The organism is Amedibacillus sp. YH-ame6 (assembly GCF_053848845.1).
Window position 1 is genome coordinate 1 of the sequence record NZ_JBSPEZ010000028.1, and the last position, 20,054, is coordinate 20,054.

A 20,054-nucleotide genomic window follows, 5' to 3' on the forward strand; every position below is an offset into this window, starting at 1 on the left:
AGATGAAAACGGACGATTTTATGCACCTAACACTGACGATGTGGGAGAAGCTATGGAAAACGTAATCTTTCAAAAACTAGGCAAACTAGAAGATTTAGAAGAACAAATAGGAATGCCGTTAGATGTACTATTGACATTAAATCATCAAGATAAGATTTATATTATAGACCGTGACGAAGAAATTACTGAAACAAAATTTGTAAATACTAATTTTGACGACATATTTCTTGATGTTATAGGATATTCTCATGTTTATATGACTGATTTAAAACAATATAGAAAGTCATGGTTTTTAGACAAGAAAGAAGCAGAGAAGAAGTTGGAGGAAAAGAAAAGTGAAGCGATATAAACTTTCTAGTATAAAAAATAATTTTATATTCTGTGACAATAGTTCATTAGACTGTGTGTTAGCTTATGCAGAGAATATGAGCATTTGCAGTGGGAAAAGCATCATGGGAACACTCAACAATTTACAAGCTGAATTAAACGTTGGGGAAGAACACCATAAAACTGATTTTCCTTTGATGTTAATTAACTTGGTTTTAAAAGAATATGGTTTAAAAATTATGTTTCTATAGGAGGAAATGAAGAATGAAGTGTGATAACTGTCCAGCACTTACTAACGTAGGAACTTATGAATATCCAGAGTATGGGTGTTATTTAGTAGATGATGACGATGTGGTAGAGTTTAAAGATGGTTCATTAGGGTGTCGTAGAAAAAGTTATAAAAAGATAGAAAGAGATGTTGAAAGACAAAGAAATATAGAAGGTGAGGCATGGCGTAAATTTGCGGAGAGCTTTGTTGATTTCGCAAGTAGACAGGAGAACCAACATGGAAAATAAAGAAATTATAAACCCTGAATTTGTTCTATTTTTAAAGACTGGAACTGACACAGCATGCCAGGTTGTAATGGATGATGAGGACAAACTTATATTACAAACAACCATATGTGCTTTATTTAAAAATAAAAATATTAAGGTATATAAAGAAATGAATATATCGTATGAAAGGAAATAGAATATGAAAGCAGAATTAACTAAAGAAGAAAAATACAAATTAGCTTTCTTCATGGTAGTTAGAAATAGCAAGGTAATGCCAAGTGGATTGGCACTTGGAAAGACTTCAAAAGAAATCAACCAAATGAGCATAAGGACTTGTAGAGAGATTCTTACTTCAATAAATTTTGATGAAGCTAGAAAGGAATATGATGATGGGATTGACTAAAGACAAGTGTAAAAACTGCACTGTTGAGAATATGTGTACAACAGGAACGCTTCCAAATAGTGAAGAATGTCTTATGAAATGGATAGATGATGGTATGTTGACTAAAGAGGAATGCTTAGAAGTATTAGAAAGTTCTGAATATTTAGAAGTTGTTATTAAAGATGAACGTGCAAGAGATGTATTTCGTGATAGTTTTAAAGGTACTACTATATACAATGCTTTTGAACAACTTATCAAAGAACACTTCGACAATCCACCTTTAAAGTTTGAAGATTTTAAAATAAAAACACCATATTGGGATAATAAATTTAAACAATGGTGTTTTGTTATTGGGAAGCATAGTGATGAAATACTTGAAACGTATATATTCAGAGACCCTCCAATTCATAGAAGCAATTATTTTGAAGAAGGACGTTTCTATTTGAGGGAGATAAAGGAATGAATAGTAAATTAGAAGAAATAACACGATTATTTAATTTAATGTTTCCAAGTTATGTTATGACATATGAGTGCAGATGTGATCCTTTTATGGATGTAATTGATATATCAATAAACAATTATTATCATATAAGTATTGCAGGAGAACGCGTTTTATCAATGTCATTAGAAAAGACGTTAATGGATATAGTACATATGTTTGTTGGGTTAAAGGTAAAGGAGATAAGGGGATGAAACTTATTATTTCTAAACGAGATTGTGTTATGGATGAACAAAAGAAAAGGAAGATGATTGAAATTAAAAATTCAACACATCATCAAATCAAGTGTATTGCTAAAGAAACAGGCAATTCTATTGTTGATATAGCTGAAATGTTGATTGACTATGCTTTAGAAAATTTAGAGGTAAAGGAGTGACAGAAGCAGAAGAATACATGGCATTTACCAAAGGGGATGAACTAGCCATAATACAAATTCTTGAAACTTGTAATTGTAGTGAAAAAACCATTATAAAAATTCAAGACAGGCTACATTTGATGCAGAAGCATTCTTGTATGTATGGACAAGTAATGGCATCTATTGGTAAGGCTCCAGTAAAGGAGAAAGAACAGTATCTAAAGTTATTATCCAAGTACGAGAAAGCAATAGAGACAAACAAGGCTTTAAAAATCAAATGCAAAGAGTTGACAGAAAGCAATAAGAAGCTTTCTAAAATGGTGGCTTTTTACGATAAAACGAAAGGGAGAGAAAAACGAGCATGAGAATTAGAATCACAAAACCTCTCCTCGATATCCAAGAACGAAAACGTCCGAGAGTTGGATATGTGTTCGATGTTGTTGAGGTTAAAGAAGCCAGATATAAACCGAATGAGAACAATATGAAAATCATTGAGTGTTGTGGTAGTAGATTAGCGGTTCTTAATGATGAATGTGAGGTTCTTTTATAAAATAGGTATAAAAAAAGACCGCCCCTTGCAAAAGCGATCAAATACCATCTGTGCATATTATAGCACAGGAGGTTGGAAAAATGGAAGAGGTTATCAGAAATAAAGTGGAATATTTAAAAAGGGAATTGATGAATCACAAGCATTGCTTTGATTGTGAGGTGATGCATGATATGGAAGCAGAAAGACTGTCAAATCTTATCAAAGAGGAGTGCAGCGTAAAAGGTGTTAGTTACGACAACATCGGAGGAGCTGCGACAGTTAAAGTAACACCATACATAAATGAGTTGATATTAAAAGAAGCTTCTGAAAAGTGCATGGCTAATAAATACAGAAAAGAACGTAAACATATTGATGAGTTTAATCAAATAAACAAGCGTTTATTAGCGGTATCGGAAGTACAAAGTGATCTAGTAATATCTTTGTTCTTTGAAAATAAAAAGATTAAACAAATAGCGGATATAGAAAATGTTAGTGAACAGGCAATAAGAGACAGACTCGATAATGCGTTACTGGCTATGTTGGAGGTAGTTTTATGAATTTAATGGAATTAACTAAAATATGTATTGCTGTAGTAATAATTGTATTTACAATTTGCATTAGCGTCTCTTTTATAAATACTCTTTTAAACGAAAGAAAGAAAAGGGTATTGGAGTTAAGAGAAAGGGAAATAGAAACAATAAAAACACAAAATGATGAACAACAAAGGCAAGTTGATTTAATGTCTCAAATAATACCGCTTATGAAAGAAATTGAGAGGTTTCAAAAATGAGCAACTTAAGAGAATGGATGAATGAAAAAAGCGAAAGAGTCAAAGCTGAATTGGATGTTTTCTTCGAGGTTAACTGTGACAGATTAACTAATATGTGTGTTAATCCTATCTTGGTTAACATCATTAGCAAAGATAATGATTATGACACATTATCAGAAAGATCATTTGATAATTCGCTAGACTTGATGTATTGCTTTAAGTTGTATCAAGAAATAGTTGCCGAAATAAATCTAAACACGATTTTTGTGCCTTCTATTGAGAATTTCTGTATGTGGATGGGTTGGAACACACAAGTGTACAAAAAGATACTACAAAGCGAAAATGAAGACTTAAAATCTACAATGGAGTTGGTAGAAGATTACATCATAGAGTGTCAGCTTAGTGCTGGACAAACAGGGCTATTAGCACAAAACTTAACAAAGTTTAGAGCGCAAGTTGCTGGCAATCATGGAAATAACCTTGTGAGCCAGAAAGAAAAGAACGAAGATGACCGCAAAGGAAAGAAACTTCTCGATAACAATGAAATTGAAGATGGATTAAGAGGCATGGGATTTAAACTAGAGTCAAAATAAACGTTGACTTATGCACTACAATAAGTGTATAATAAAGGTAGTTAATTATACACTTAGGAGGTGTATTTATGTACTATTCATATGTTAGGGTTTCAACCAATAAACAAGAGTACCTACGTCAAAATAAAGCTATAGAAGATTTTGTCAAAGAGACTGGTATCACAATTGATAAATGTTTTGAGGATACAATAACAGGAAAGACATTTAATCGGCCACAATTCAACGAATTAAAGGCTTTAGCGAAAGCTGGAGATTCTATAATAATCAAAGAACTCGATAGATTAGGTCGTGATTGGGATGGTATCAAATCTGAATGGAAATACTTTGCAGATAACGATATAAATGTTATTGTTATTGATATGCCTTTGTTAGCAAAATCAATATACGATGGAGATGGAAATGTAGACCTTAATATGAAGTTCATTAAGCTGATCGTTTTAGAAACGCTATGCTATGTTTCGGAGAACGAAAGAGTTAAAGTGAGCAAGAGAACATCTGAATCGTTGCGAGCGAAACAAGCAGAAGGAATGGTGCTAGGCAGACCAGTCGATAAAGAGAGACACAAAGCCATTATAGAACTCTTCAAGCAAGGTTATAATAAGTCTGACATTGCATTCGAATGTGAGTGCACAAGAGCCACTGTATATTCGGTTCTACGTGAAAATGGATTGATACAGAAAAGGTCTTAAACAGATTATATATCATACATACCCATAAGAAAAAACATAAAAATAACCGCTACTCATTTCGAGTAACGGTTTTCTTTTTGTCCAGGGGGACGCAAACAGTTTTTATCCTACACATACCCCTCGTGGCTCAAAACAGTTTTTACCCCACACATAGGGGTAGCATAGGAAAAATGAAACAACAATGTTGTTGCGTTCCTAAATTTAAGGAGTGCAAAGTACAGCAAATAGAAAACCACGTGTATATGCGCACGTGGGTGTGATCTATTTTTCTTTTGCTGGGATGTCTTCAATGTCGAATGATATAACAGGATTGTTATTGTCGTCAATAAAAGCAAGGCGAGTTCCTGTTAGTTCAGCATATTCTAACAGATCAAAAACATTAAAGCTTTGTTTTCTGAATTTGTTAGAAATAGCCTGTATCGATGTATTTTTCCTAGTAGCGATATTGGTTAATGAAATATTGTTATTATCTAATAGAAATTTAATTTTTTTATCAATCATATAGCACCTCCACAATAAATATAACATGATAAACGCAAATGGTAAACTACTAAATTTAAAAGATTTATAAATAAACATAAAAAGTTAATCAAAAGTATTGACAACTAAATCGAAAAGATGTAGTATATGTGTGTACCAAGGGAAACCGCGGTATGAGGCGGTTGGTTAAATCCTTAGTGTAAAGACGTTCACATGTGCCGGCAATCGTGCGGATATTTACACAAGGAGGTGGTAACGTGATTAGGTTTATTAAAGAATTGCGTTTACTTATCAATGCATTATCTAGGTTGATAACAAGTATTAAAAAAGGGCGTTAGCCTCACCACAAAGCCAACCGCCTACAAGAATTATATAATACACTGCCAAGAATGGCAAGGAGGATAAAATATGAAAACAATTATAGAAGGAAATCACGAGTTTGAAATAGTGGAATCTATACCAAGTGATTATGTTATCTGGAATATTGAATTTATAGACGGATATATTCCTTTATGTCAACTTTATAACAAAAACGGCATTGGTATGTTTGATGTAAGAACTGAAACATTAAAAGCGTTTAAGTTTGAAAACGAAGAAGAAAGAAAAATATTGAAAAAGTGTGTCATGTGGGGTGGCTCAAGTCCAAGAGAATGTAAAAAATATATCAAAAGATATTCTAAGAGCAAAAAAGCACATACGCTTGCAAAAATTGAGTTATATAAAAAAGGGCTTGAAGTTATGAAAAAGATGAAAGGATGGGAAAAGAAATGAAGTTGCAAGGAGTATACGGCGACCGCCAAAGCATAAAAGCGAGTCAATTAAAAGTTAACAATATAATGTTGTGGAACTATGGTTATAAAGAAAAGATTTTGAATATCGAGGAAACAAAAAGCGGTAAATCTTTAAAACTAAAAATATTATGTGTTGAAAGCAATAAAACATTAACAAGGGTATTAAGAAAAGAAAGTCTTGTTTGTTTAGCCTAAGGAGACAAGATCATGCCAGTTAAGAACAAAGATCATGAGCAACAAGCGTTACTATATGCAGAACAACATGGCATTTGTGAATATGTCGTACATGCTCAATTGATGTGCTATAAAGACGATACATTTATGAATGATACATACTTCGTAGTTTACGATTTAGACAGTGAGAAAGAAATAGTGCGTGTAGAGTACTAGAGGAGAAAAAGATTATGAAGGATATTTTACATGATTATTATAAAGGAGTACTAGAGAAAGCTTTAAGGAACGAAGTTGTAATCAATTTAGAAGAAGGGTGTGAGGGGTCTCACGATTGTTTGGATATCATTATAAAAGATTATCAATCATTGCAATACAACGGAATAGAATATTATCCACACTTCATAATGTTTTATGGATACGTTGAAAGGCTCGGTGGGTGTTTGGAATCGGACAAAAAAACAGGCTATTACGATGAATGCTATTCATTAACGAATGAAGCCTTCGGAGATGGGTTACACATTGACTGTGGAAGCAATAGCAATTTATGGGAAATGATTTTAGAAGTTATCAAAGCCAATACAGATCAATCACTATTAGTTAGAGGAGAGAAAAGAAATGAAAGCAAAAGTTAATTATGCTAGAGATTGCGGCAATTGTTATGAACTGTCAATTGATTGCAACGGTTTTAACTTCATAATGATAATTGGAAGATATATAAACGGTGGTTTCTTCGCCATTATCAATCATGGCGTAAGTGGAGATTTAAGCGATTTTACAGATAGTTTTTGGAATGCTGGAAGCATCGGTAATGCTTTGAATAATCATGAAGTAGGTGAAGCGTTAGCAATAGTAATAAAAGGGTTGTTCCAGCAATTGAAAAAGTGATATGATATATGTAATAAATGAATGTGCTTATATGGGTATTAAATTACGCAGTGCTTAGCGTACAATGAATGTACAGGAGGAAAGAAAAATGAAGACGTATACAGTAAGTTTCTATAGTTTAATCAATTGTGGAGGCATTTGGCAATCTGATGGAACTACCGCAATAAGTGGATATGATGAAGAGTTCTCCACAGAATCTTATGAAGAAGCTTTGAAGGAGTTCGAAGAAAGAAAAGGAATCATTACAAGAGATAATAAACTAGGCGTTACTTTATCAACTTGGGAAGATGATGAAGAGGTAGGACAAGAAGATTATTCAAGCGAAGACATTAAAGAAGACGAAAGCATAAAAGAAATCGTTGAAGGTGTACAATGGGGAGGTGTTAAGTAATGTTTATTATTCGTATATTGGCATCTATTGTAGGTGGCATCTTAGGTTTGTTTAAAGGGCTTCTAGGTGGTAGATAAGAGCTAGGCTTATAAAGGGTCTAGCTTTTCTTTTGCGTTGATCTGGTATGTAGCAAGGGTCTATATTGTATATACTTATTCATATATATCTTTTATGTATTTATGTTTTTCTATTTATTCTAATTACTTATAATAAATATATATTGTTAATTAGCGTTTTTATTCGTTTTAAGAGATTTTTATATGTTTGGTATAGATATACTTATGTGATAGGTACGTAGTCGTATAGGTGGCTTTAAATAAGGGTTAATAAATATGTTAGCGTATATAGGGCTAGTAGGTATTAGGATCATGTATATTATATGCGTGCTGTATATATGTAGCGTTTATATATGGCGCTTGTATATAGGCAGGTAGTATGTAGTTATTATATGTATATATCATATATAAGCATGTGTATGTATTATGTATTGTAGGTACTAGGTCGTGGGGTGTCGTGGTGTACTGTCTAACGTATATATATAATTATAGTATATATAATACTCTATATATACATATGTTAATACTTAATACTTTGTGTATTATATAGTCTTTTAAATATATATAGTATATATAATAACAAAGAAAGGGAAGGCAAAGAGCATGAGGGATAAGAACAGTTTGCTTTCTTTATATAACATTTGTTTATATATGTAGTGTCATGTAGTAGATCATAGCATTAAAACAAGGCAATAAATAAGCATGTGTATATTAAACGTTCGTTTATTATACATCTAAAACCCTTTATATATAGGCTTTTAACACACCCCACCCCTATTTTCATGAAAGTTACACCCCCTTAGTTACCCCACCATTCCACACGAAGAAAAAATTCAAAATGGTATCATATCCTTCATATACGAGGCTTAAATTGATTATTCCATTGATTAACTACAAAACCCAAGAGCATTAAAATCTTATGAAAAAGAGTAAAATTTGGTTGTTTTTTCAATAAACTTGGTTGCACAACTTGACAAAGTGTGTTACAATGTGCGCGTAAGATATGAGTGGCTTAAAACTAAGTCGCTCATTTTTTATGCCATTTCGTATATTATTTACATAAAACCATTTCTTTGCTAAAATTATTACATGAAAGTAGAGGGAAGAAGAATGACAAGTTCTGAGATGTTATCAATCATTTCTATTGTAATAACAAGTTTAGTAACGATTGTAGGTTTAAGGATTTCCTATGTTCAAAACAAGAAAAATTTAGAGTTTGAATTAAGAAAGAATCAAAAAAGCTTTATGTTTGACAAAACTTTTGATACTTTAGGAGATATCATGAATTTGCTGTTTGAAAAAAATAAAATTGACGATATGCAAAATAATAATGGAGATGATATTATTAGTAAAATTATACTTGGCGTATATAAATGCGGATCGAGGGATGCTGTAAAAATTCTTGCTGAATGGCAACAATATAATTTTACTGATGAAGATACAAGAAAAACAATAAGTCAGTATTATCCACTAGGTTTATATTTTGTTCTTATTACGCAACTCAAATATGATGTTACAGGAGAAATAGTAAATCCTCTTGATTGCTTGAAATTAAAGATAAATGATTATCAATCAAATCCGGAAGTAAAAAATGGATTTGTTGTTCAAATAAACAAAATTATCGAAGATTTACATTTAAATGAGGATTTCAAATGTTAGCACCCATGTGGTGCTTTTATTTTATCCTTATGGTTTCAGCACACTGCTGATGTGGTAGACATGAACTTTCCTCCTTTCCAACGACAGTCTACAAAATGCAAAAACGCTTCACAATATTACCGCCTTGATTGTGATTCACTTTTAATGTAGAATTAAACCATTGAAAGGTGGGGTTTAATTTGGATAAATTGCTAGAAAAGTTCTTGGAAGATAATTTTACAATTGCATGTACAGTTGTGGTTGTTGCGTGTTTATTATTATCTGGTGGAACTTTGGTTTATGTTAGTGATAGAAGTTTATTTATGGAATTGGATTTGTTTAAATTGATGTTTATGGCAATTACTCCAAGCATGATTATATTCTCGTTAGTGTTTGTTATGAGCATAGCATATGGGCTAGGAGATGATAATAACGCCAAAAGAATTATTGTTTCAGCAGTCCTTGCGGCGATGTATAACTTTGTTTGGTCTTATATCATATTTATGGGGATTGCAAATGGAAATTATTATGTACATTCTATAGCCATAAGTATTGCCACTGCTGTTGTGATTGTGGTTATAGCTTTTATCAAAGATACAAAAAGGAATACTTAAAACTGAATATTGCGACCCTACGAGGTCGCTTTTTTTATACCCAAACGAAAGGAAAATGATTATGCCTATCATACATTTAAACGACGATGATAAAGAACTTGTTGTTCCTATAAGAGGAAACAGAGTGTTTGAAGATACCGTCATCAAAGTGTCAAATCTTTTAAAAGATGCTATAGAAGGGAAAATTCATCCTGTTAATTTTGGAAGTATCGAAAATATAAAATCTACGGAGGTAAAGGAAAATGATTAGAAAAGGAACAAGAATCGTTGTACATAAAAACAACGAATACAAGAATGATCCATCAAGAGACGTCGAAATTCTTACTGGAGAAAACAAATCTGGGAAGTATCAGCAATTTAGGGCTATGGATGTCAACAGGGGAATTACACAAAAGAACATGACAGGATTTCTTTATGTTCGAGCGTTTACGCCAGTGCAGCTTAAAGTTGGCGACATCATCACAGTAAAGGAAATCATCGGACTTCTTCAAAAGCCGAAGGCAACTATTCTTGAAATAAAAATCGAAGAAACACTTGCTGGCGGAATCGAGATTAACGATGAAGATGTGAATGAAAATGGAACGTACGAATATTAAACCAGCACCATGTAAGGCTGGAAAAAAAGGCGAGTGTCCACATGCCAAGTTTTGTAAAATGAGTTCAAGTTGTGTTGAATATCAACATTGGCACAAACATGAATACTTGAAAGGTAGATAAATAGCTATGGTGGATTTATCTAAAGCAGTACGACTTAGTAGGGATGCTTTACGAACTTGTAATTATAGCGACATAAGGAAACTCTATAAGGTTGCGCAACTGATGTACCATGCTATGATTCAACAATATGATTATGCCGATGAACTAAACGATGTTAAACAACAATATCGTATATGTGAATTGATAGATCAAGAAGTGTTGCCAAAACTAAGGGGTGCTATTTCCGATACAAAAAGCAAAGCTTTAGCGAATGATATATATGAATTGCATAAATTGTTCTTTGCTTTATCTTCAAGAAGAATATTAAAGAATTTTGCTTTGTACATGGAGCAATACAAAAGAAAAAAAGTTTGGACTAAGACACTTTCTACAATGGAATGTGTTTTTTCTTATTCTAACGAATTTTCAATATCTCCTATTATGAATTTAATGCGTGTATCTTGTATGCCAGGATTAGGAAAATCATATTTTGGTAATTTATTTATAGCGAATTACGTTGGGAATAATCCAAACAAACAAGTACTGCGAATTACATATTCAGATGACTTGGCAAAAATTACAACACGTCAAACGAAGTCTATAATCAACTCACAAGCATATAGAGAAATTTTTCCTAGCTACATGGATAAAGAAGGAGACAAAATATTTAGACAAAATGATAAATATTCATTCTGCTTATGTGATTGTGAAGATGAATACAATCTATTTTCTTTTACGAGAGAAGGACAGGCAAATGGCAAGCGTGGGCAACTAGTTGTAATCGATGATTTGTTGAAAGGTCAAGTAGAGTGCAATAGTATTCAATTACATAAAGATTTAGTAGAGAGATATTATTCTGATTGGTCTTCACGTGCTGATGATGATAAACAAAAAACATTACTATTAGGTACTATGTGGGCTGATACAGATTTATTAAACGTTATGTATGATAAAGCCAGAGAAAAAGGTCTTACGAAAGAGAACGATTGTGAATGGGCTGAAATCACTAAGGATCGTAGTGGTTGTTTTATTAGGATTCCAGCACTTGATAGGAATAATAAATCAACATGTCCATTGAGGTATTCTACATCGTATTTATTAGAGATAAAAGCAGGATTAACTAGATTTTTATGGATGGCGGTATACCAACAAGATCCAATTGCTCCAGATGGATTAGAGTTCAATTACAATGTGTTGTTAACATATGAAAAAGCACCAAGTTTTGATGAAGCACAATCTCGATACGCTTCGCTAGATCCAGCGAGAAAAGGGAAAAACTTTGTATCGATGCCTATTTGCTACAAGATTGAAGAAAAACATTATTTGGTTGATTTCTTGTATCAAAAAAAGGCTATGAAAGAATTATACGATGTGATAGTAGATAAGATTATTCAACATAGAATAAATATCCTTGTTGTAGAGAATAACACAGATACCAGTTTGAAAGAAGTGTTGGATACTAGGCTTAAGGCTCGAGGGTATCTTTTTTGTACGATCATTGAGAAATATTCTTCCCAGAACAAAGAACAGCGTATAAAAGATCATCAATCGGATGTTAGAAATTATGTAGTATTTCCTCCGAAAGGAATGTATTCGTTGAATACTGATTTTGGACAAGCTATTGAGGAAATAACCGCATACTCTTTTAACTACCCAAACAAATATGACGATGGAATAGATGCTTTAGTAATTTATGCTATGCAATTTATCGACGTTGTTTTTGCTTTCCCAAAAATAGGAACATTCGAAAGAGGAGTTATATAGAAAGGCGGTAAAATAATGGAAGAAAAAATATCTAAATCTGTTGATAACTCTGTATATGATAGAGTTGATACAGGGAATCCAGATCCTTCTAGATGTTATGGAGAAACAATATATCCAAAAAAAGTAATGAAGGGACGCATACCTCTTGAAATCCCTGTTTCGAAAGAGAATGTAAATGAAGATATAATCAAGAAATACCTACCAAAAATATTTCGCATTTTATCAACGAACGTTGGAGATTATGAACATCTATACAATGTTTATAAAGGATATTCTAATATTCAACGTAAGGTTAGAAAGCAAAATCCAGATAAGGAAAACAATATAGTTGACGAAAGACACCCTTATTATATGGTCGAATTTAAAAAAGGATATATGTACGGCAATGATACAAAATACTCATGTTCAGATAGTGATGATTGTACAGATGAATTAACTGTTTTTTCTTTATATATGAAAGAACAAGAAAAAGCTATGAAAAACGTAGAAATAGCGCAAGATGTTTATATTTGCGGTGTTGGAAATCGTTTTATTTTGCCAAAACCATCATATTCTACGCTAGATGTATCAAAAAAAGCTCCTTTCGAGATATTTAACTTAGATTATAGGCGCTCGTTCATCGTGTATTCTTCAAATTATACCCATGAAATGCTATTCGGTGGAATTATTACTACTATTGATGGAGATAACCCAGATATCGAAGAGCACGAAATCATGATTTATGATAGTTTGTATTCTTACAAGCTGAAAGCATTTGGAACGTTTCCTAATGTTGCTAGTTTTGATTATGTTGGAAAAAACAGGCATTACATGGGAATTGTTCCGTTCAATGAATGGAAAATAAACAAAGCTAGAATTGGGATTGTTGAAGTCGTTGAACCAATTCTTGATTCAACGAATGCAATAACATCTAACTCTATCGATAACATTATCGATTATGTGAATAGTATTCTATTAGTTTATAACCAATCAATTACAAAACAAGTGATGGAAGAAGTTTATAAAAATATGGCAATGGAGTTGAAGTCTGTTGATCCATCACGACCAGCAGATGCAAAGTATCTTGTTAATGCATTAAACCACGCCGATGTTAATACGAAATATGAAACTATGGTTAAAGTTGCTTATAACGTAGTTGGTGTTCCACAAGCGACAACGCAGTCAACAAGCGGTGGCGATACAGGAGAAGCAAGAAGCTTAGGTGGAGGATGGGCTAGCGCAGATATTGTGGCATCTCAAGATGAAATATGTTTAAAGGAATCAGAAAGAGATATGGCGAGAAAATGTTTGGCAATATGCAAAAAACATCCTTTTTGCCCTATAAAAAATATCGAAATTTCGGATATTGAAATCAATTTCAACAGAAATAGAAACGATAACCTACTGGTTAAGACACAGTCATTGCAAAACCTATACACAATGAACGTACCAAAAGAAATAGCTTTAAACTATGTTGGTATATCTCCTAATTCGCATGAGGATGCGAAGGCATGGGAAGACGCTGATAAAAAAGCAAAGGAAAATTCTCTAAAAGAAGCAGCTGCAATTTCAAAAACAAATGATGATACAGAAATAGATAACGGTAGTGGCATAGAGAATGAAAAAGAATCAAACAAAAACCCTAAATAAACAGCATCCAAGAATAATGGGTGCTTTTATTATGCCCTAGAGAACAGGGCGTTACAAATATCACACAGTGCAGAGAAGCATATCAAAAACACAAGGAGAAACGAAAATGGCAGAAGAAGTAGTAAACACAGAAGCAGAAGAAGTCGTAGTAACGCAGGATGCTGTAGATAAAGCTGATCCAAGTGAGGAAACGATTTTAAAGAAGTTATTTGACAAAAAAGTTTCGGAGCTTAACAAAAAGCTTAAAGAACGCATGTCAGAGGACGAGAAACGCACTTTAGAAATGCAAGAAAAAGAAGAAAGACTGGCAAACATTGAAAAAGAAAACAAAACATTGAAGATGAATAACAATCTTGCGAAAAGCGGTCTTTCAGAAAAGGCAATAGAAAGTATTGTCGCACATGCTGTAGACGGTAATACAGAAGAATTAGCTCTAGCTATATCAAAGGCAGTAATGGAAGCTACAAGTGGTCTTAGCAAACAATTGGATGCTTTAAAAATTGAACAAACTGTTAGACCAGATGGTAACGGTAGCAATTCTGATGTATTACCAAAAACAGTAAATGTAAAAGAAATGGATATCACACAATTGCAAAAAGCGATTGAAGAGAATCCAGAACAAGCAGAAGAAATTAAAAAACAAATGCTTGGATAAGGGAGGTATTTTAAATGGCGGATGTAGTATTAAATCATAATCACAGCGGTTATGATAATTTTGTATTGAGCGTTAAATTCGAGGATCAATACAATAGTAAATTAGATTTGATGCAGTTTTGTACTGTAGACAATTCATTAGTTGGAACTGCTGGAGTGAAAGTTACAGCACATACATATAAGGCAACTAATGGTACTGAAACATTGAAAATGGGAGAAGGAAACACTAAGAACATTGAAGTAAGTATGACATCAGAAGATCATACTATTGAAATGTTACAGAATCGATTCCCTTGGTATGATGAAGAGTTGATGAAAGACCCAAACATCATTAAAGATGGATTGGATCACATGACTGTAGATATGTTCAACACAGCAAATGCAAAATGTATGGCAGAATTTCAAAAAGCAACGCTTAAAGTAGAAGTAGATGCATTTGGATTCGATGCTTTTGTAGATGGAGTTACATTATTTGACACAGAGAACGATGTTGCTCCTGTATTTGCATTGTGTCATAAAAAAGATGTGGCAGAACTACGTAAAAGTTTAAAAGATGATTTGAAGTATGTTGAAGCATTTGTTCGTCAAGGGTATATTGGTACTGTTGCTGGTGTTAATTTATACATCTCTAAAATTGCAACAGAAGGCGAAATCATTTTAGCAACAAAGAAAGCTGTTAAATATCTAAATAAAAAAGGTACTGAAATCGTGCAAGAACGTACAGACGAAAACAAACGTTTGAATACAATGTACTCACGCAAATACGGTATCTTTTATTTTGCTGACGAACGCGAAGCTGTTAAATTGGTAAAAAAAGCTGTTTCACAGGCATCTGTAACACTGATGAGTGCACCAGTGTTTGACGATTCGAAAGCAAAGGCAGAAGCAGAAGCCAAAATCAAGGCAGAGGAAGAGGCAAAAGCCAAATTAGAAGCAGAAGCTAAAGCAAAGACAGAAGCGGAAGCTAAGGCTAAAGCGGAAACATCTAAAAAATAACAGAAGGGAGTTATCGTATGGAAGAGATTATCAAAACTGAATTTAAAGATTTGATTGTTAGACTCAAAGAAAAATATCCAAGCGTTACTGACGAAAAAAGCATCGTAGAAACAGTGGAATTTGCAGTATTTCAATACATAAGACTTTCTAATGTAGATGATGTTGTTTTCACTCCTCTGGTTCGCAATTGGGTTAAAAGAGCTTGCTTTGAGTCTTTAGACCGCATACTAAAATTAGGAGCAGTCGGAGGAATCAAGCAGTATTCAGAAAATGGTTATCAGTTTACTTTAGATGGCGTTGAAATATCAACCGCACTTGCTGGAGAAATAATCCCAAGGGTAGGTTATCCTAAATGAGCATTATAAAAGAAGCGTGGATAGCTCCATTCCTAAAAAAAGATACTGATGACGACGACAATATCATTTTCACATACGATAAACCTTACTGTTTTGGAGCAAATCTCAATACATTGAGTGGAAGTGCAGAAATGCAAATGTATGGAGAACGATTCAAGAACATTGTAAAATGCATGCTTAATATGGATGATTGGTTTGGAAAGATACATGAAGAAGACAGAGCATATTTATACGGCAGGACTCCAAGTGGAGAAAGCGTGAATGGAGATCAAGCAAATTATAGGGTTGATCGCATCCTTTGTCAGAACATAAAGATGATTGTTTACTTTGAACGATTGCCTAATGAAAGGTCATAACTTATGACGACTCATATGATAAAGGTATTTCCATTTACAGTTAACGGAATCATCCAAATGCGTAAGTACCTTGGGTATATGGCACAGAATATGCCTACAGTAAAAAAAAGGTTTGTAGAACAATCTCTAATTTGGATCAAAGAAAGAGCCAACGAAAACATTGCTAATACAACTGGTAATTCTGAATGGTATGTATTGACGCATCAGTTAGAAAATAGCTGGGTAACCAACATAGCTAAAGGAACTCTTGTAAACATTTGTAGATATGCTGGATTCATCGAATACGGAACAGGCATCGTTGGAGCTGGAACACATCCAGATAGCGGAAGCTATCAATATGACTCAAACGGTCACGGAGAACAAGGATGGTTCTTCTTTGGAGACGATGGAGAATTACACTGGACACAAGGTATGGAAGCTCACTCTTTCTTATATAACGCTATTATTGACTATTATTACGGAGGAGAGAGCATCCGTATTTTTCATGATGTAATGAATACATTGATTGGAGGTGGTGTTTCGTGAACTCATTTTGTTATGACAAAGTATTTAAAACACTTAAAGAATATGTGCCTCAAAATAGCAAGTATTCCCCAGATGTAAATACAACAAATGAAGGAGATATTTTTCCTAAAGTTGTTGTCGAAGAAAATGACAACCGATTATTATCGATAGATAACATGCGTGTCACTTCTATATCTGCTGTAGATATCGTTATAGATATTTACGCTAAGTCAAAGACTGTAGGAACAAAAACTTATTCACGAAGAACTATCGCAAGAGAAATACGAGATCTATGTGACGAGGTGTGTTCTAACATGTACGGAATGAAAAGAACGCTATGCAAACCTACACCTAATGTAGATAGTGATATCTACAGAATTACTATGCATTTTATCGCTAATCAAAATGATATGCGAAATTACTTATATTAAAATAAAGGAGAAATTAAATTATGGCAATCTATAACAACACACCAGAAGAAAGAGCTACGATTGGTAGTGGTTCTGGTCTTTATGGACTAGATGAGGCATTGGCTAAATACAAATTGCTTTTACCACTTATCAAAGTCCCTTTCATCAAACAAACGACCAACGAAGTAGAAATTAAGGTTGCATGTAGCGATACAATTACCAAAGTGAATGGAGTTACTTCGTTGGAATCTTCCGAAGCTGACATATATTTACACCGAGATGTATTACGCATCCTTGAAAAGTTAAACGGAAAGACTTTACCTTTAATTGCAAAGACCGGAGAACACGTTGGTTACAAATACAATGGGACAATTACTTATACTCCATCAGATGCAGAAATGGACGCTGCATGGCAAGGTACAGTCAAAATCACACCAGTAAGTAAGCCAGAATACATTGATAACTGTTTGCCGTTGTTAGTTAGAACGGTTAAGTTCGTAAGCCCTGTTCCTTCAATGGTAGAACTTAACGAAACAACTGGTACTTATGTAACAACAATTTCTTTATCAGAAGTAGGTGCAAATGCCACAGTTAAATCATGTGATACAGCTATTGCAACCGCAACTATAGCTGATAACAAATTGACTGTTACTGGAGTTAAAGAGGGTTCAACAATTATTGAAATTACAAGTGTTTTAGAAGGCTTCGCATCATGGACTACTACAATCCATGTTACAGTGCCACCTACTATTGTAAAATCGTTTTCTGCTCCTATAGAAGATGCAGAACCTAAAGCAAGAACGGTTTCTAAGTAGTACATTTGTCACACCTCTAATTGGGGTGTGACTTTCTTATATAAAAAACGGAGGAAATAAAATGAATTTATTTAATTATAAATATGGAGACATGGAACTTGAATTCCGCTTGTCTAACAAAGCTAAAGTTGAGATTGAAGCAATACAACAAAAAAATCAAGAAGAAATGCTTGGAGATGACCCAGAAGCAATGATCGCTTCGATGGAATATATGAGCATTGAAGAAAACAAAGAACTTAATGACGAAGAGAAAAAAGCACGTCGTAAAGAACTTCTTTCTCAGATCGCTCCATTCTTAATGAAAACTATGAAGTATCAAAAAGGCTTTGATTCTGTTGAGTTAATGTACATTCTTCTTCATGCAAATCCTAAGTTTAAAGATATTACAAAGGAAAAATGGGAAGAAATTGAATACGACATTGAGGAGAAAATGGGATTCGAAGAAGCAATGGCAACATTCAATGAGGTTAGCGATAAAGTTTTTACGGTACTGGAGAGACTGAACGGTCACAATCAGCCTCAAGAACCAGTGAAAAAAGAGAAGAAAGAAACGAAGAAAAAGAATCTGTCCTAGACTACAAATCTTATAAAGAATTTTGTTGGGAGTATTATCTTCCTCTAGCGCTCGAATGTGGGCTTTCTGTTGAACAATTTTGGGAAGAGGATGAAGAAGTTGTTAGAATGATGATTCGTGCTTATAACAAGCGTGTAGACCATCAAGCGTGGCTTAACGGTCAATACAACTATATAGCTTTGAAGTCTATTGCTTCTGAATTGTTTAGAGACAAGAAAACAAAGATTATGCCTTATCCAGAAAAACCGTATTCAATGCAAGAAGGGAATAAGGATTCTAAAGTAGCTAATGCAAAAGCCCCTATCAAAGAAGAAGATAGGGAACAAGCGTTTATTGATTTAATGCAATCTATGTACTAGGTTGCTTTTTTTATATAAGAAAGCGAGGTGGAAGAAATGTCTGATTATGATACACAAGTCGGTTTACAACTTGATGCAGAATTTGGAAACTTAGCAAGTGAGCTTAAACAAGTGGAAGCGCTGCTTTCTCGTTTGGAAAGTGGTTTAAAAGGTGTTATGGCAATTGGAGAAACCATTAACAAATTAGCTAATGGATTTCAAAAAATAAACAATACTGATTTTTCAAAAATGGATGCTCAATTAGATGCTATGGTAATGAGCATAAGTCAACTTGAAGCAAAATTGCGTTCTGCTGACTTCACTAAGATACAAGAAATATCAAGCGCTTTGAGAAATTTTATGAGCGGTAAATTGAGTTTCGATATCTCTGGTATCGAAAAGATGAAAGAAATACCTTCAATCATGAAATCACTGGAAACGCTAGATGCTTCTAAGGTTGGGCGTATATTTAGAACAATCGATGAACAAATTGGACCGTTTCTTGTACATTTAAAAGAATGTGCATCAGAAATCAACAAATTAAACAATATCTCGAATAAAATGCAAGGCTTTAATGAAAACATGAAGTCTGCAACAAAGGAAACAAAAAATCTAGGTAATGAGGCACAAAAAACTCATTCAAGAATCAACCAAATGTTTACTGTTGGGAATCTAATTTATTTTTACAATATGTCTAAACAAATTTTTAGAGGTGTTGGAGAGATAATCGGTAAGGCGGTAGACTTCACAGAGATTGAAAACTACTTCTCACGAGCAATGGGGAATATGCGCGGAGAGGCTATGAAGTTCCAAACGCAAATGTCTGAAATGTTTGGTATGGCAATGCCGGATATGATGAAAATGCAAGCGACTTTCAAAAATATGCTTGGCTCACTTGGTGGATTAAGTGATGAAATGTCTTATATGCTATCTGAAAGAGTTACAAAGATGGCGCTTGACTTTTCTTCGTTGTACAACACATCAATTGAACAAGCGTCTACGAAGTTTCAAGCAGCGTTGAGCAAGCAAGTGCGTCCAATACGTTCTACAAGCGGTTACGATATCACACAGGGAGTATTACAACAAACAATGACTGAAATTGGTCTTAACGACCGTAAAATAGGTCAAATGAATGAGATTGAAAAACGTTTATTGATTATCCTTACACTGCAACAACAGATGGCACGTTCTGCGGCGATGGGAGATTTTGCTAGAACCATTAACATAACAGTGGCTTTACACCGAGAGGTGTATCGAATAACCTCGTGAACGCATGCAAAAGCGGTGTGGTAACT

The 20,054-nt window shown here is 33.7% G+C and carries 37 protein-coding genes; 36 read left to right on the forward strand and 1 reads right to left on the reverse strand.

From position 1 onward, the window contains the following. The 14 genes from ACWG0P_RS13915 to ACWG0P_RS13980 form a co-directional block, all read left to right on the forward strand. A partial coding sequence (locus ACWG0P_RS13915; protein WP_455802240.1) for a hypothetical protein occupies positions 1-349 on the forward strand: 349 nt, incomplete at its 5' end. Further along, positions 336-578 carry a hypothetical protein gene (locus tag ACWG0P_RS13920; RefSeq protein WP_455802241.1) on the forward strand — a complete coding sequence of 81 codons (243 nt, stop codon included), beginning with the start codon at positions 336-338 and terminating at the stop codon, positions 576-578. The genes ACWG0P_RS13915 and ACWG0P_RS13920, both read left to right, overlap by 14 nt. Positions 579-591: 13 nt before the next feature. Further along, entirely contained in the window at positions 592-843 is a 252-nt protein-coding gene (locus ACWG0P_RS13925; protein WP_455802242.1) for a hypothetical protein, read from the forward strand. Continuing rightward, the gene (locus ACWG0P_RS13930; protein WP_455802243.1) at positions 833-1,018 is read left to right on the forward strand and encodes a hypothetical protein; all 186 of its coding nucleotides are present in this window, start codon (positions 833-835) and stop codon (positions 1,016-1,018) included. The genes ACWG0P_RS13925 and ACWG0P_RS13930 overlap by 11 nt, the downstream gene beginning before the upstream one ends. 3 nt (positions 1,019-1,021) lie before the next feature. Further along, positions 1,022-1,225, forward strand: a complete 204-nt coding sequence (locus ACWG0P_RS13935; protein WP_455802244.1) for a hypothetical protein — start codon at positions 1,022-1,024, stop codon at positions 1,223-1,225. Further along, positions 1,185-1,667, forward strand: coding sequence for a hypothetical protein (locus ACWG0P_RS13940; RefSeq protein WP_455802245.1), 483 nt, complete (start codon positions 1,185-1,187; stop codon positions 1,665-1,667). The genes ACWG0P_RS13935 and ACWG0P_RS13940 overlap by 41 nt, the downstream gene beginning before the upstream one ends. Then, positions 1,664-1,897, forward strand: a complete 234-nt coding sequence (locus ACWG0P_RS13945; RefSeq protein ID WP_455802246.1) for a hypothetical protein — start codon at positions 1,664-1,666, stop codon at positions 1,895-1,897. Before ACWG0P_RS13940 ends, ACWG0P_RS13945 begins: the two co-directional genes overlap by 4 nt. Then, positions 1,894-2,079, forward strand: coding sequence for a hypothetical protein (locus ACWG0P_RS13950; protein WP_455802247.1), 186 nt, complete (start codon positions 1,894-1,896; stop codon positions 2,077-2,079). The genes ACWG0P_RS13945 and ACWG0P_RS13950 overlap by 4 nt, the downstream gene beginning before the upstream one ends. After that, the gene (locus ACWG0P_RS13955; protein WP_455802248.1) at positions 2,076-2,423 is read left to right on the forward strand and encodes a hypothetical protein; all 348 of its coding nucleotides are present in this window, start codon (positions 2,076-2,078) and stop codon (positions 2,421-2,423) included. The genes ACWG0P_RS13950 and ACWG0P_RS13955 overlap by 4 nt, the downstream gene beginning before the upstream one ends. Further along, complete coding sequence (locus ACWG0P_RS13960) at positions 2,420-2,608, forward strand: hypothetical protein (protein WP_455802249.1); 189 nt, start codon at positions 2,420-2,422, stop codon at positions 2,606-2,608. The genes ACWG0P_RS13955 and ACWG0P_RS13960 overlap by 4 nt, the downstream gene beginning before the upstream one ends. A gap of 80 nt (positions 2,609-2,688) precedes the next feature. After that, positions 2,689-3,144, forward strand: a complete 456-nt coding sequence (locus ACWG0P_RS13965; protein ID WP_455802250.1) for a hypothetical protein — start codon at positions 2,689-2,691, stop codon at positions 3,142-3,144. After that, positions 3,141-3,377, forward strand: a complete 237-nt coding sequence (locus tag ACWG0P_RS13970; protein WP_455802251.1) for a hypothetical protein — start codon at positions 3,141-3,143, stop codon at positions 3,375-3,377. The genes ACWG0P_RS13965 and ACWG0P_RS13970 overlap by 4 nt, the downstream gene beginning before the upstream one ends. Further along, the gene (locus ACWG0P_RS13975) at positions 3,374-3,949 is read left to right on the forward strand and encodes a hypothetical protein (RefSeq protein WP_455802252.1); all 576 of its coding nucleotides are present in this window, start codon (positions 3,374-3,376) and stop codon (positions 3,947-3,949) included. The genes ACWG0P_RS13970 and ACWG0P_RS13975 overlap by 4 nt, the downstream gene beginning before the upstream one ends. Positions 3,950-4,017: 68 nt before the next feature. Next, positions 4,018-4,638, forward strand: a complete 621-nt coding sequence (locus ACWG0P_RS13980; protein WP_455802253.1) for a recombinase family protein — start codon at positions 4,018-4,020, stop codon at positions 4,636-4,638. Between the two features lie 261 nt (positions 4,639-4,899). Here the strand turns inward: ACWG0P_RS13980 and ACWG0P_RS13985 are convergent, their stop codons facing one another. After that, on the reverse strand, positions 4,900-5,139 hold the full coding sequence (locus ACWG0P_RS13985; RefSeq protein ID WP_455802254.1) for a hypothetical protein: 240 nt from the start codon (positions 5,137-5,139) through the stop codon (positions 4,900-4,902). 387 nt (positions 5,140-5,526) lie between these two features. On the opposite strand from ACWG0P_RS13985, the gene ACWG0P_RS13990 reads away from it, so the two are divergent. The 22 genes from ACWG0P_RS13990 to ACWG0P_RS14095 all read left to right on the forward strand — a co-directional run bounded on the left by ACWG0P_RS13990 (position 5,527) and on the right by ACWG0P_RS14095 (position 20,028). Continuing rightward, entirely contained in the window at positions 5,527-5,889 is a 363-nt protein-coding gene (locus ACWG0P_RS13990) for a hypothetical protein (RefSeq protein ID WP_455802255.1), read from the forward strand. After that, complete coding sequence (locus tag ACWG0P_RS13995) at positions 5,886-6,104, forward strand: hypothetical protein (RefSeq protein ID WP_455802256.1); 219 nt, start codon at positions 5,886-5,888, stop codon at positions 6,102-6,104. The genes ACWG0P_RS13990 and ACWG0P_RS13995 overlap by 4 nt, the downstream gene beginning before the upstream one ends. A gap of 12 nt (positions 6,105-6,116) precedes the next feature. Beyond that, a complete protein-coding gene (locus ACWG0P_RS14000; protein ID WP_455802257.1) occupies positions 6,117-6,299 on the forward strand; it encodes a hypothetical protein in 183 nt (60 codons plus the stop codon). 14 nt (positions 6,300-6,313) lie between these two features. Next, positions 6,314-6,715: a hypothetical protein gene (locus ACWG0P_RS14005; RefSeq protein ID WP_455802258.1), complete on the forward strand. Its 402-nt coding sequence runs from the start codon at positions 6,314-6,316 to the stop codon at positions 6,713-6,715. Beyond that, positions 6,699-6,968 (forward strand): DUF6618 family protein, encoded by a 270-nt coding sequence (locus tag ACWG0P_RS14010; protein ID WP_455802259.1) that lies wholly within the window; start codon positions 6,699-6,701, stop codon positions 6,966-6,968. Before ACWG0P_RS14005 ends, ACWG0P_RS14010 begins: the two co-directional genes overlap by 17 nt. An 88-nt stretch (positions 6,969-7,056) precedes the next feature. Beyond that, positions 7,057-7,359: a hypothetical protein gene (locus tag ACWG0P_RS14015; RefSeq protein WP_455802260.1), complete on the forward strand. Its 303-nt coding sequence runs from the start codon at positions 7,057-7,059 to the stop codon at positions 7,357-7,359. Positions 7,360-8,504: 1,145 nt separating this feature from the next. Beyond that, a complete protein-coding gene (locus tag ACWG0P_RS14020; RefSeq protein WP_455802261.1) occupies positions 8,505-9,074 on the forward strand; it encodes a hypothetical protein in 570 nt (189 codons plus the stop codon). Positions 9,075-9,253: 179 nt separating this feature from the next. Continuing rightward, a complete protein-coding gene (locus ACWG0P_RS14025; protein ID WP_455802262.1) occupies positions 9,254-9,667 on the forward strand; it encodes a hypothetical protein in 414 nt (137 codons plus the stop codon). 61 nt (positions 9,668-9,728) lie between these two features. Further along, positions 9,729-9,917 (forward strand): hypothetical protein, encoded by a 189-nt coding sequence (locus ACWG0P_RS14030; RefSeq protein WP_455802263.1) that lies wholly within the window; start codon positions 9,729-9,731, stop codon positions 9,915-9,917. Continuing rightward, entirely contained in the window at positions 9,910-10,263 is a 354-nt protein-coding gene (locus tag ACWG0P_RS14035; RefSeq protein ID WP_455802264.1) for a hypothetical protein, read from the forward strand. Before ACWG0P_RS14030 ends, ACWG0P_RS14035 begins: the two co-directional genes overlap by 8 nt. A gap of 127 nt (positions 10,264-10,390) precedes the next feature. Continuing rightward, a complete protein-coding gene (terL, locus tag ACWG0P_RS14040; RefSeq protein ID WP_455802265.1) occupies positions 10,391-12,127 on the forward strand; it encodes a phage terminase large subunit in 1,737 nt (578 codons plus the stop codon). Between the two features lie 15 nt (positions 12,128-12,142). Further along, complete coding sequence (locus tag ACWG0P_RS14045) at positions 12,143-13,756, forward strand: phage portal protein (RefSeq protein WP_455802266.1); 1,614 nt, start codon at positions 12,143-12,145, stop codon at positions 13,754-13,756. A gap of 106 nt (positions 13,757-13,862) precedes the next feature. Beyond that, the gene (locus ACWG0P_RS14050; RefSeq protein ID WP_455802267.1) at positions 13,863-14,411 is read left to right on the forward strand and encodes a hypothetical protein; all 549 of its coding nucleotides are present in this window, start codon (positions 13,863-13,865) and stop codon (positions 14,409-14,411) included. Between the two features lie 14 nt (positions 14,412-14,425). Continuing rightward, entirely contained in the window at positions 14,426-15,406 is a 981-nt protein-coding gene (locus ACWG0P_RS14055; protein WP_455802268.1) for a hypothetical protein, read from the forward strand. A gap of 17 nt (positions 15,407-15,423) precedes the next feature. Next, positions 15,424-15,762 carry a hypothetical protein gene (locus tag ACWG0P_RS14060; protein ID WP_455802269.1) on the forward strand — a complete coding sequence of 113 codons (339 nt, stop codon included), beginning with the start codon at positions 15,424-15,426 and terminating at the stop codon, positions 15,760-15,762. Then, complete coding sequence (locus ACWG0P_RS14065; RefSeq protein WP_455802270.1) at positions 15,759-16,118, forward strand: hypothetical protein; 360 nt, start codon at positions 15,759-15,761, stop codon at positions 16,116-16,118. The genes ACWG0P_RS14060 and ACWG0P_RS14065 overlap by 4 nt, the downstream gene beginning before the upstream one ends. A 15-nt stretch (positions 16,119-16,133) precedes the next feature. Then, entirely contained in the window at positions 16,134-16,643 is a 510-nt protein-coding gene (locus ACWG0P_RS14070) for a hypothetical protein (RefSeq protein ID WP_455802271.1), read from the forward strand. Continuing rightward, on the forward strand, positions 16,640-17,053 hold the full coding sequence (locus ACWG0P_RS14075) for a hypothetical protein (RefSeq protein ID WP_455802272.1): 414 nt from the start codon (positions 16,640-16,642) through the stop codon (positions 17,051-17,053). Before ACWG0P_RS14070 ends, ACWG0P_RS14075 begins: the two co-directional genes overlap by 4 nt. Positions 17,054-17,073: 20 nt before the next feature. After that, positions 17,074-17,847, forward strand: coding sequence for a hypothetical protein (locus tag ACWG0P_RS14080; RefSeq protein WP_455802273.1), 774 nt, complete (start codon positions 17,074-17,076; stop codon positions 17,845-17,847). Positions 17,848-17,908: 61 nt separating this feature from the next. Continuing rightward, complete coding sequence (locus ACWG0P_RS14085; RefSeq protein ID WP_455802274.1) at positions 17,909-18,421, forward strand: hypothetical protein; 513 nt, start codon at positions 17,909-17,911, stop codon at positions 18,419-18,421. Positions 18,422-18,528: 107 nt separating this feature from the next. Continuing rightward, positions 18,529-18,780 (forward strand): hypothetical protein, encoded by a 252-nt coding sequence (locus tag ACWG0P_RS14090; protein WP_455802275.1) that lies wholly within the window; start codon positions 18,529-18,531, stop codon positions 18,778-18,780. Positions 18,781-18,816: 36 nt separating this feature from the next. Beyond that, positions 18,817-20,028, forward strand: coding sequence for a hypothetical protein (locus ACWG0P_RS14095; protein WP_455802276.1), 1,212 nt, complete (start codon positions 18,817-18,819; stop codon positions 20,026-20,028). Positions 20,029-20,054 lie beyond the last annotated feature (26 nt).

Excerpts from the sequence above, each read along its gene's own strand:
- ACWG0P_RS14055 (WP_455802268.1), top strand. The coding sequence starts at position 14,426 with ATGGCGGATGTAGTATTAAATCATAATCACAGCGGTTATGATAATTTT.
- ACWG0P_RS13990 (WP_455802255.1), top strand. The coding sequence starts at position 5,527 with ATGAAAACAATTATAGAAGGAAATCACGAGTTTGAAATAGTGGAATCT.
- ACWG0P_RS14030 (WP_455802263.1), top strand. The coding sequence starts at position 9,729 with ATGCCTATCATACATTTAAACGACGATGATAAAGAACTTGTTGTTCCT.
- ACWG0P_RS14015 (WP_455802260.1), top strand. The coding sequence starts at position 7,057 with ATGAAGACGTATACAGTAAGTTTCTATAGTTTAATCAATTGTGGAGGC.
- ACWG0P_RS14085 (WP_455802274.1), top strand. The coding sequence starts at position 17,909 with ATGAATTTATTTAATTATAAATATGGAGACATGGAACTTGAATTCCGC.
- ACWG0P_RS14020 (WP_455802261.1), top strand. The coding sequence starts at position 8,505 with ATGAAAGTAGAGGGAAGAAGAATGACAAGTTCTGAGATGTTATCAATC.
- ACWG0P_RS13965 (WP_455802250.1), top strand. The coding sequence starts at position 2,689 with ATGGAAGAGGTTATCAGAAATAAAGTGGAATATTTAAAAAGGGAATTG.
- terL (WP_455802265.1), top strand. The coding sequence starts at position 10,391 with ATGGTGGATTTATCTAAAGCAGTACGACTTAGTAGGGATGCTTTACGA.
- ACWG0P_RS14035 (WP_455802264.1), top strand. The coding sequence starts at position 9,910 with ATGATTAGAAAAGGAACAAGAATCGTTGTACATAAAAACAACGAATAC.
- ACWG0P_RS13980 (WP_455802253.1), top strand. The coding sequence starts at position 4,018 with ATGTACTATTCATATGTTAGGGTTTCAACCAATAAACAAGAGTACCTA.
- ACWG0P_RS14060 (WP_455802269.1), top strand. The coding sequence starts at position 15,424 with ATGGAAGAGATTATCAAAACTGAATTTAAAGATTTGATTGTTAGACTC.
- ACWG0P_RS13970 (WP_455802251.1), top strand. The coding sequence starts at position 3,141 with ATGAATTTAATGGAATTAACTAAAATATGTATTGCTGTAGTAATAATT.
- ACWG0P_RS13960 (WP_455802249.1), top strand. The coding sequence starts at position 2,420 with ATGAGAATTAGAATCACAAAACCTCTCCTCGATATCCAAGAACGAAAA.
- ACWG0P_RS14095 (WP_455802276.1), top strand. The coding sequence starts at position 18,817 with ATGTCTGATTATGATACACAAGTCGGTTTACAACTTGATGCAGAATTT.
- ACWG0P_RS13995 (WP_455802256.1), top strand. The coding sequence starts at position 5,886 with ATGAAGTTGCAAGGAGTATACGGCGACCGCCAAAGCATAAAAGCGAGT.
- ACWG0P_RS14065 (WP_455802270.1), top strand. The coding sequence starts at position 15,759 with ATGAGCATTATAAAAGAAGCGTGGATAGCTCCATTCCTAAAAAAAGAT.
- ACWG0P_RS14070 (WP_455802271.1), top strand. The coding sequence starts at position 16,134 with ATGATAAAGGTATTTCCATTTACAGTTAACGGAATCATCCAAATGCGT.
- ACWG0P_RS13945 (WP_455802246.1), top strand. The coding sequence starts at position 1,664 with ATGAATAGTAAATTAGAAGAAATAACACGATTATTTAATTTAATGTTT.
- ACWG0P_RS14080 (WP_455802273.1), top strand. The coding sequence starts at position 17,074 with ATGGCAATCTATAACAACACACCAGAAGAAAGAGCTACGATTGGTAGT.
- ACWG0P_RS13935 (WP_455802244.1), top strand. The coding sequence starts at position 1,022 with ATGAAAGCAGAATTAACTAAAGAAGAAAAATACAAATTAGCTTTCTTC.
- ACWG0P_RS13985 (WP_455802254.1), bottom strand. The coding sequence starts at position 5,139 with ATGATTGATAAAAAAATTAAATTTCTATTAGATAATAACAATATTTCA.
- ACWG0P_RS14010 (WP_455802259.1), top strand. The coding sequence starts at position 6,699 with ATGAAAGCAAAAGTTAATTATGCTAGAGATTGCGGCAATTGTTATGAA.
- ACWG0P_RS14005 (WP_455802258.1), top strand. The coding sequence starts at position 6,314 with ATGAAGGATATTTTACATGATTATTATAAAGGAGTACTAGAGAAAGCT.
- ACWG0P_RS14045 (WP_455802266.1), top strand. The coding sequence starts at position 12,143 with ATGGAAGAAAAAATATCTAAATCTGTTGATAACTCTGTATATGATAGA.
- ACWG0P_RS14090 (WP_455802275.1), top strand. The coding sequence starts at position 18,529 with ATGATGATTCGTGCTTATAACAAGCGTGTAGACCATCAAGCGTGGCTT.
- ACWG0P_RS14050 (WP_455802267.1), top strand. The coding sequence starts at position 13,863 with ATGGCAGAAGAAGTAGTAAACACAGAAGCAGAAGAAGTCGTAGTAACG.
- ACWG0P_RS14000 (WP_455802257.1), top strand. The coding sequence starts at position 6,117 with ATGCCAGTTAAGAACAAAGATCATGAGCAACAAGCGTTACTATATGCA.
- ACWG0P_RS13950 (WP_455802247.1), top strand. The coding sequence starts at position 1,894 with ATGAAACTTATTATTTCTAAACGAGATTGTGTTATGGATGAACAAAAG.
- ACWG0P_RS13925 (WP_455802242.1), top strand. The coding sequence starts at position 592 with ATGAAGTGTGATAACTGTCCAGCACTTACTAACGTAGGAACTTATGAA.
- ACWG0P_RS13930 (WP_455802243.1), top strand. The coding sequence starts at position 833 with ATGGAAAATAAAGAAATTATAAACCCTGAATTTGTTCTATTTTTAAAG.
- ACWG0P_RS13975 (WP_455802252.1), top strand. The coding sequence starts at position 3,374 with ATGAGCAACTTAAGAGAATGGATGAATGAAAAAAGCGAAAGAGTCAAA.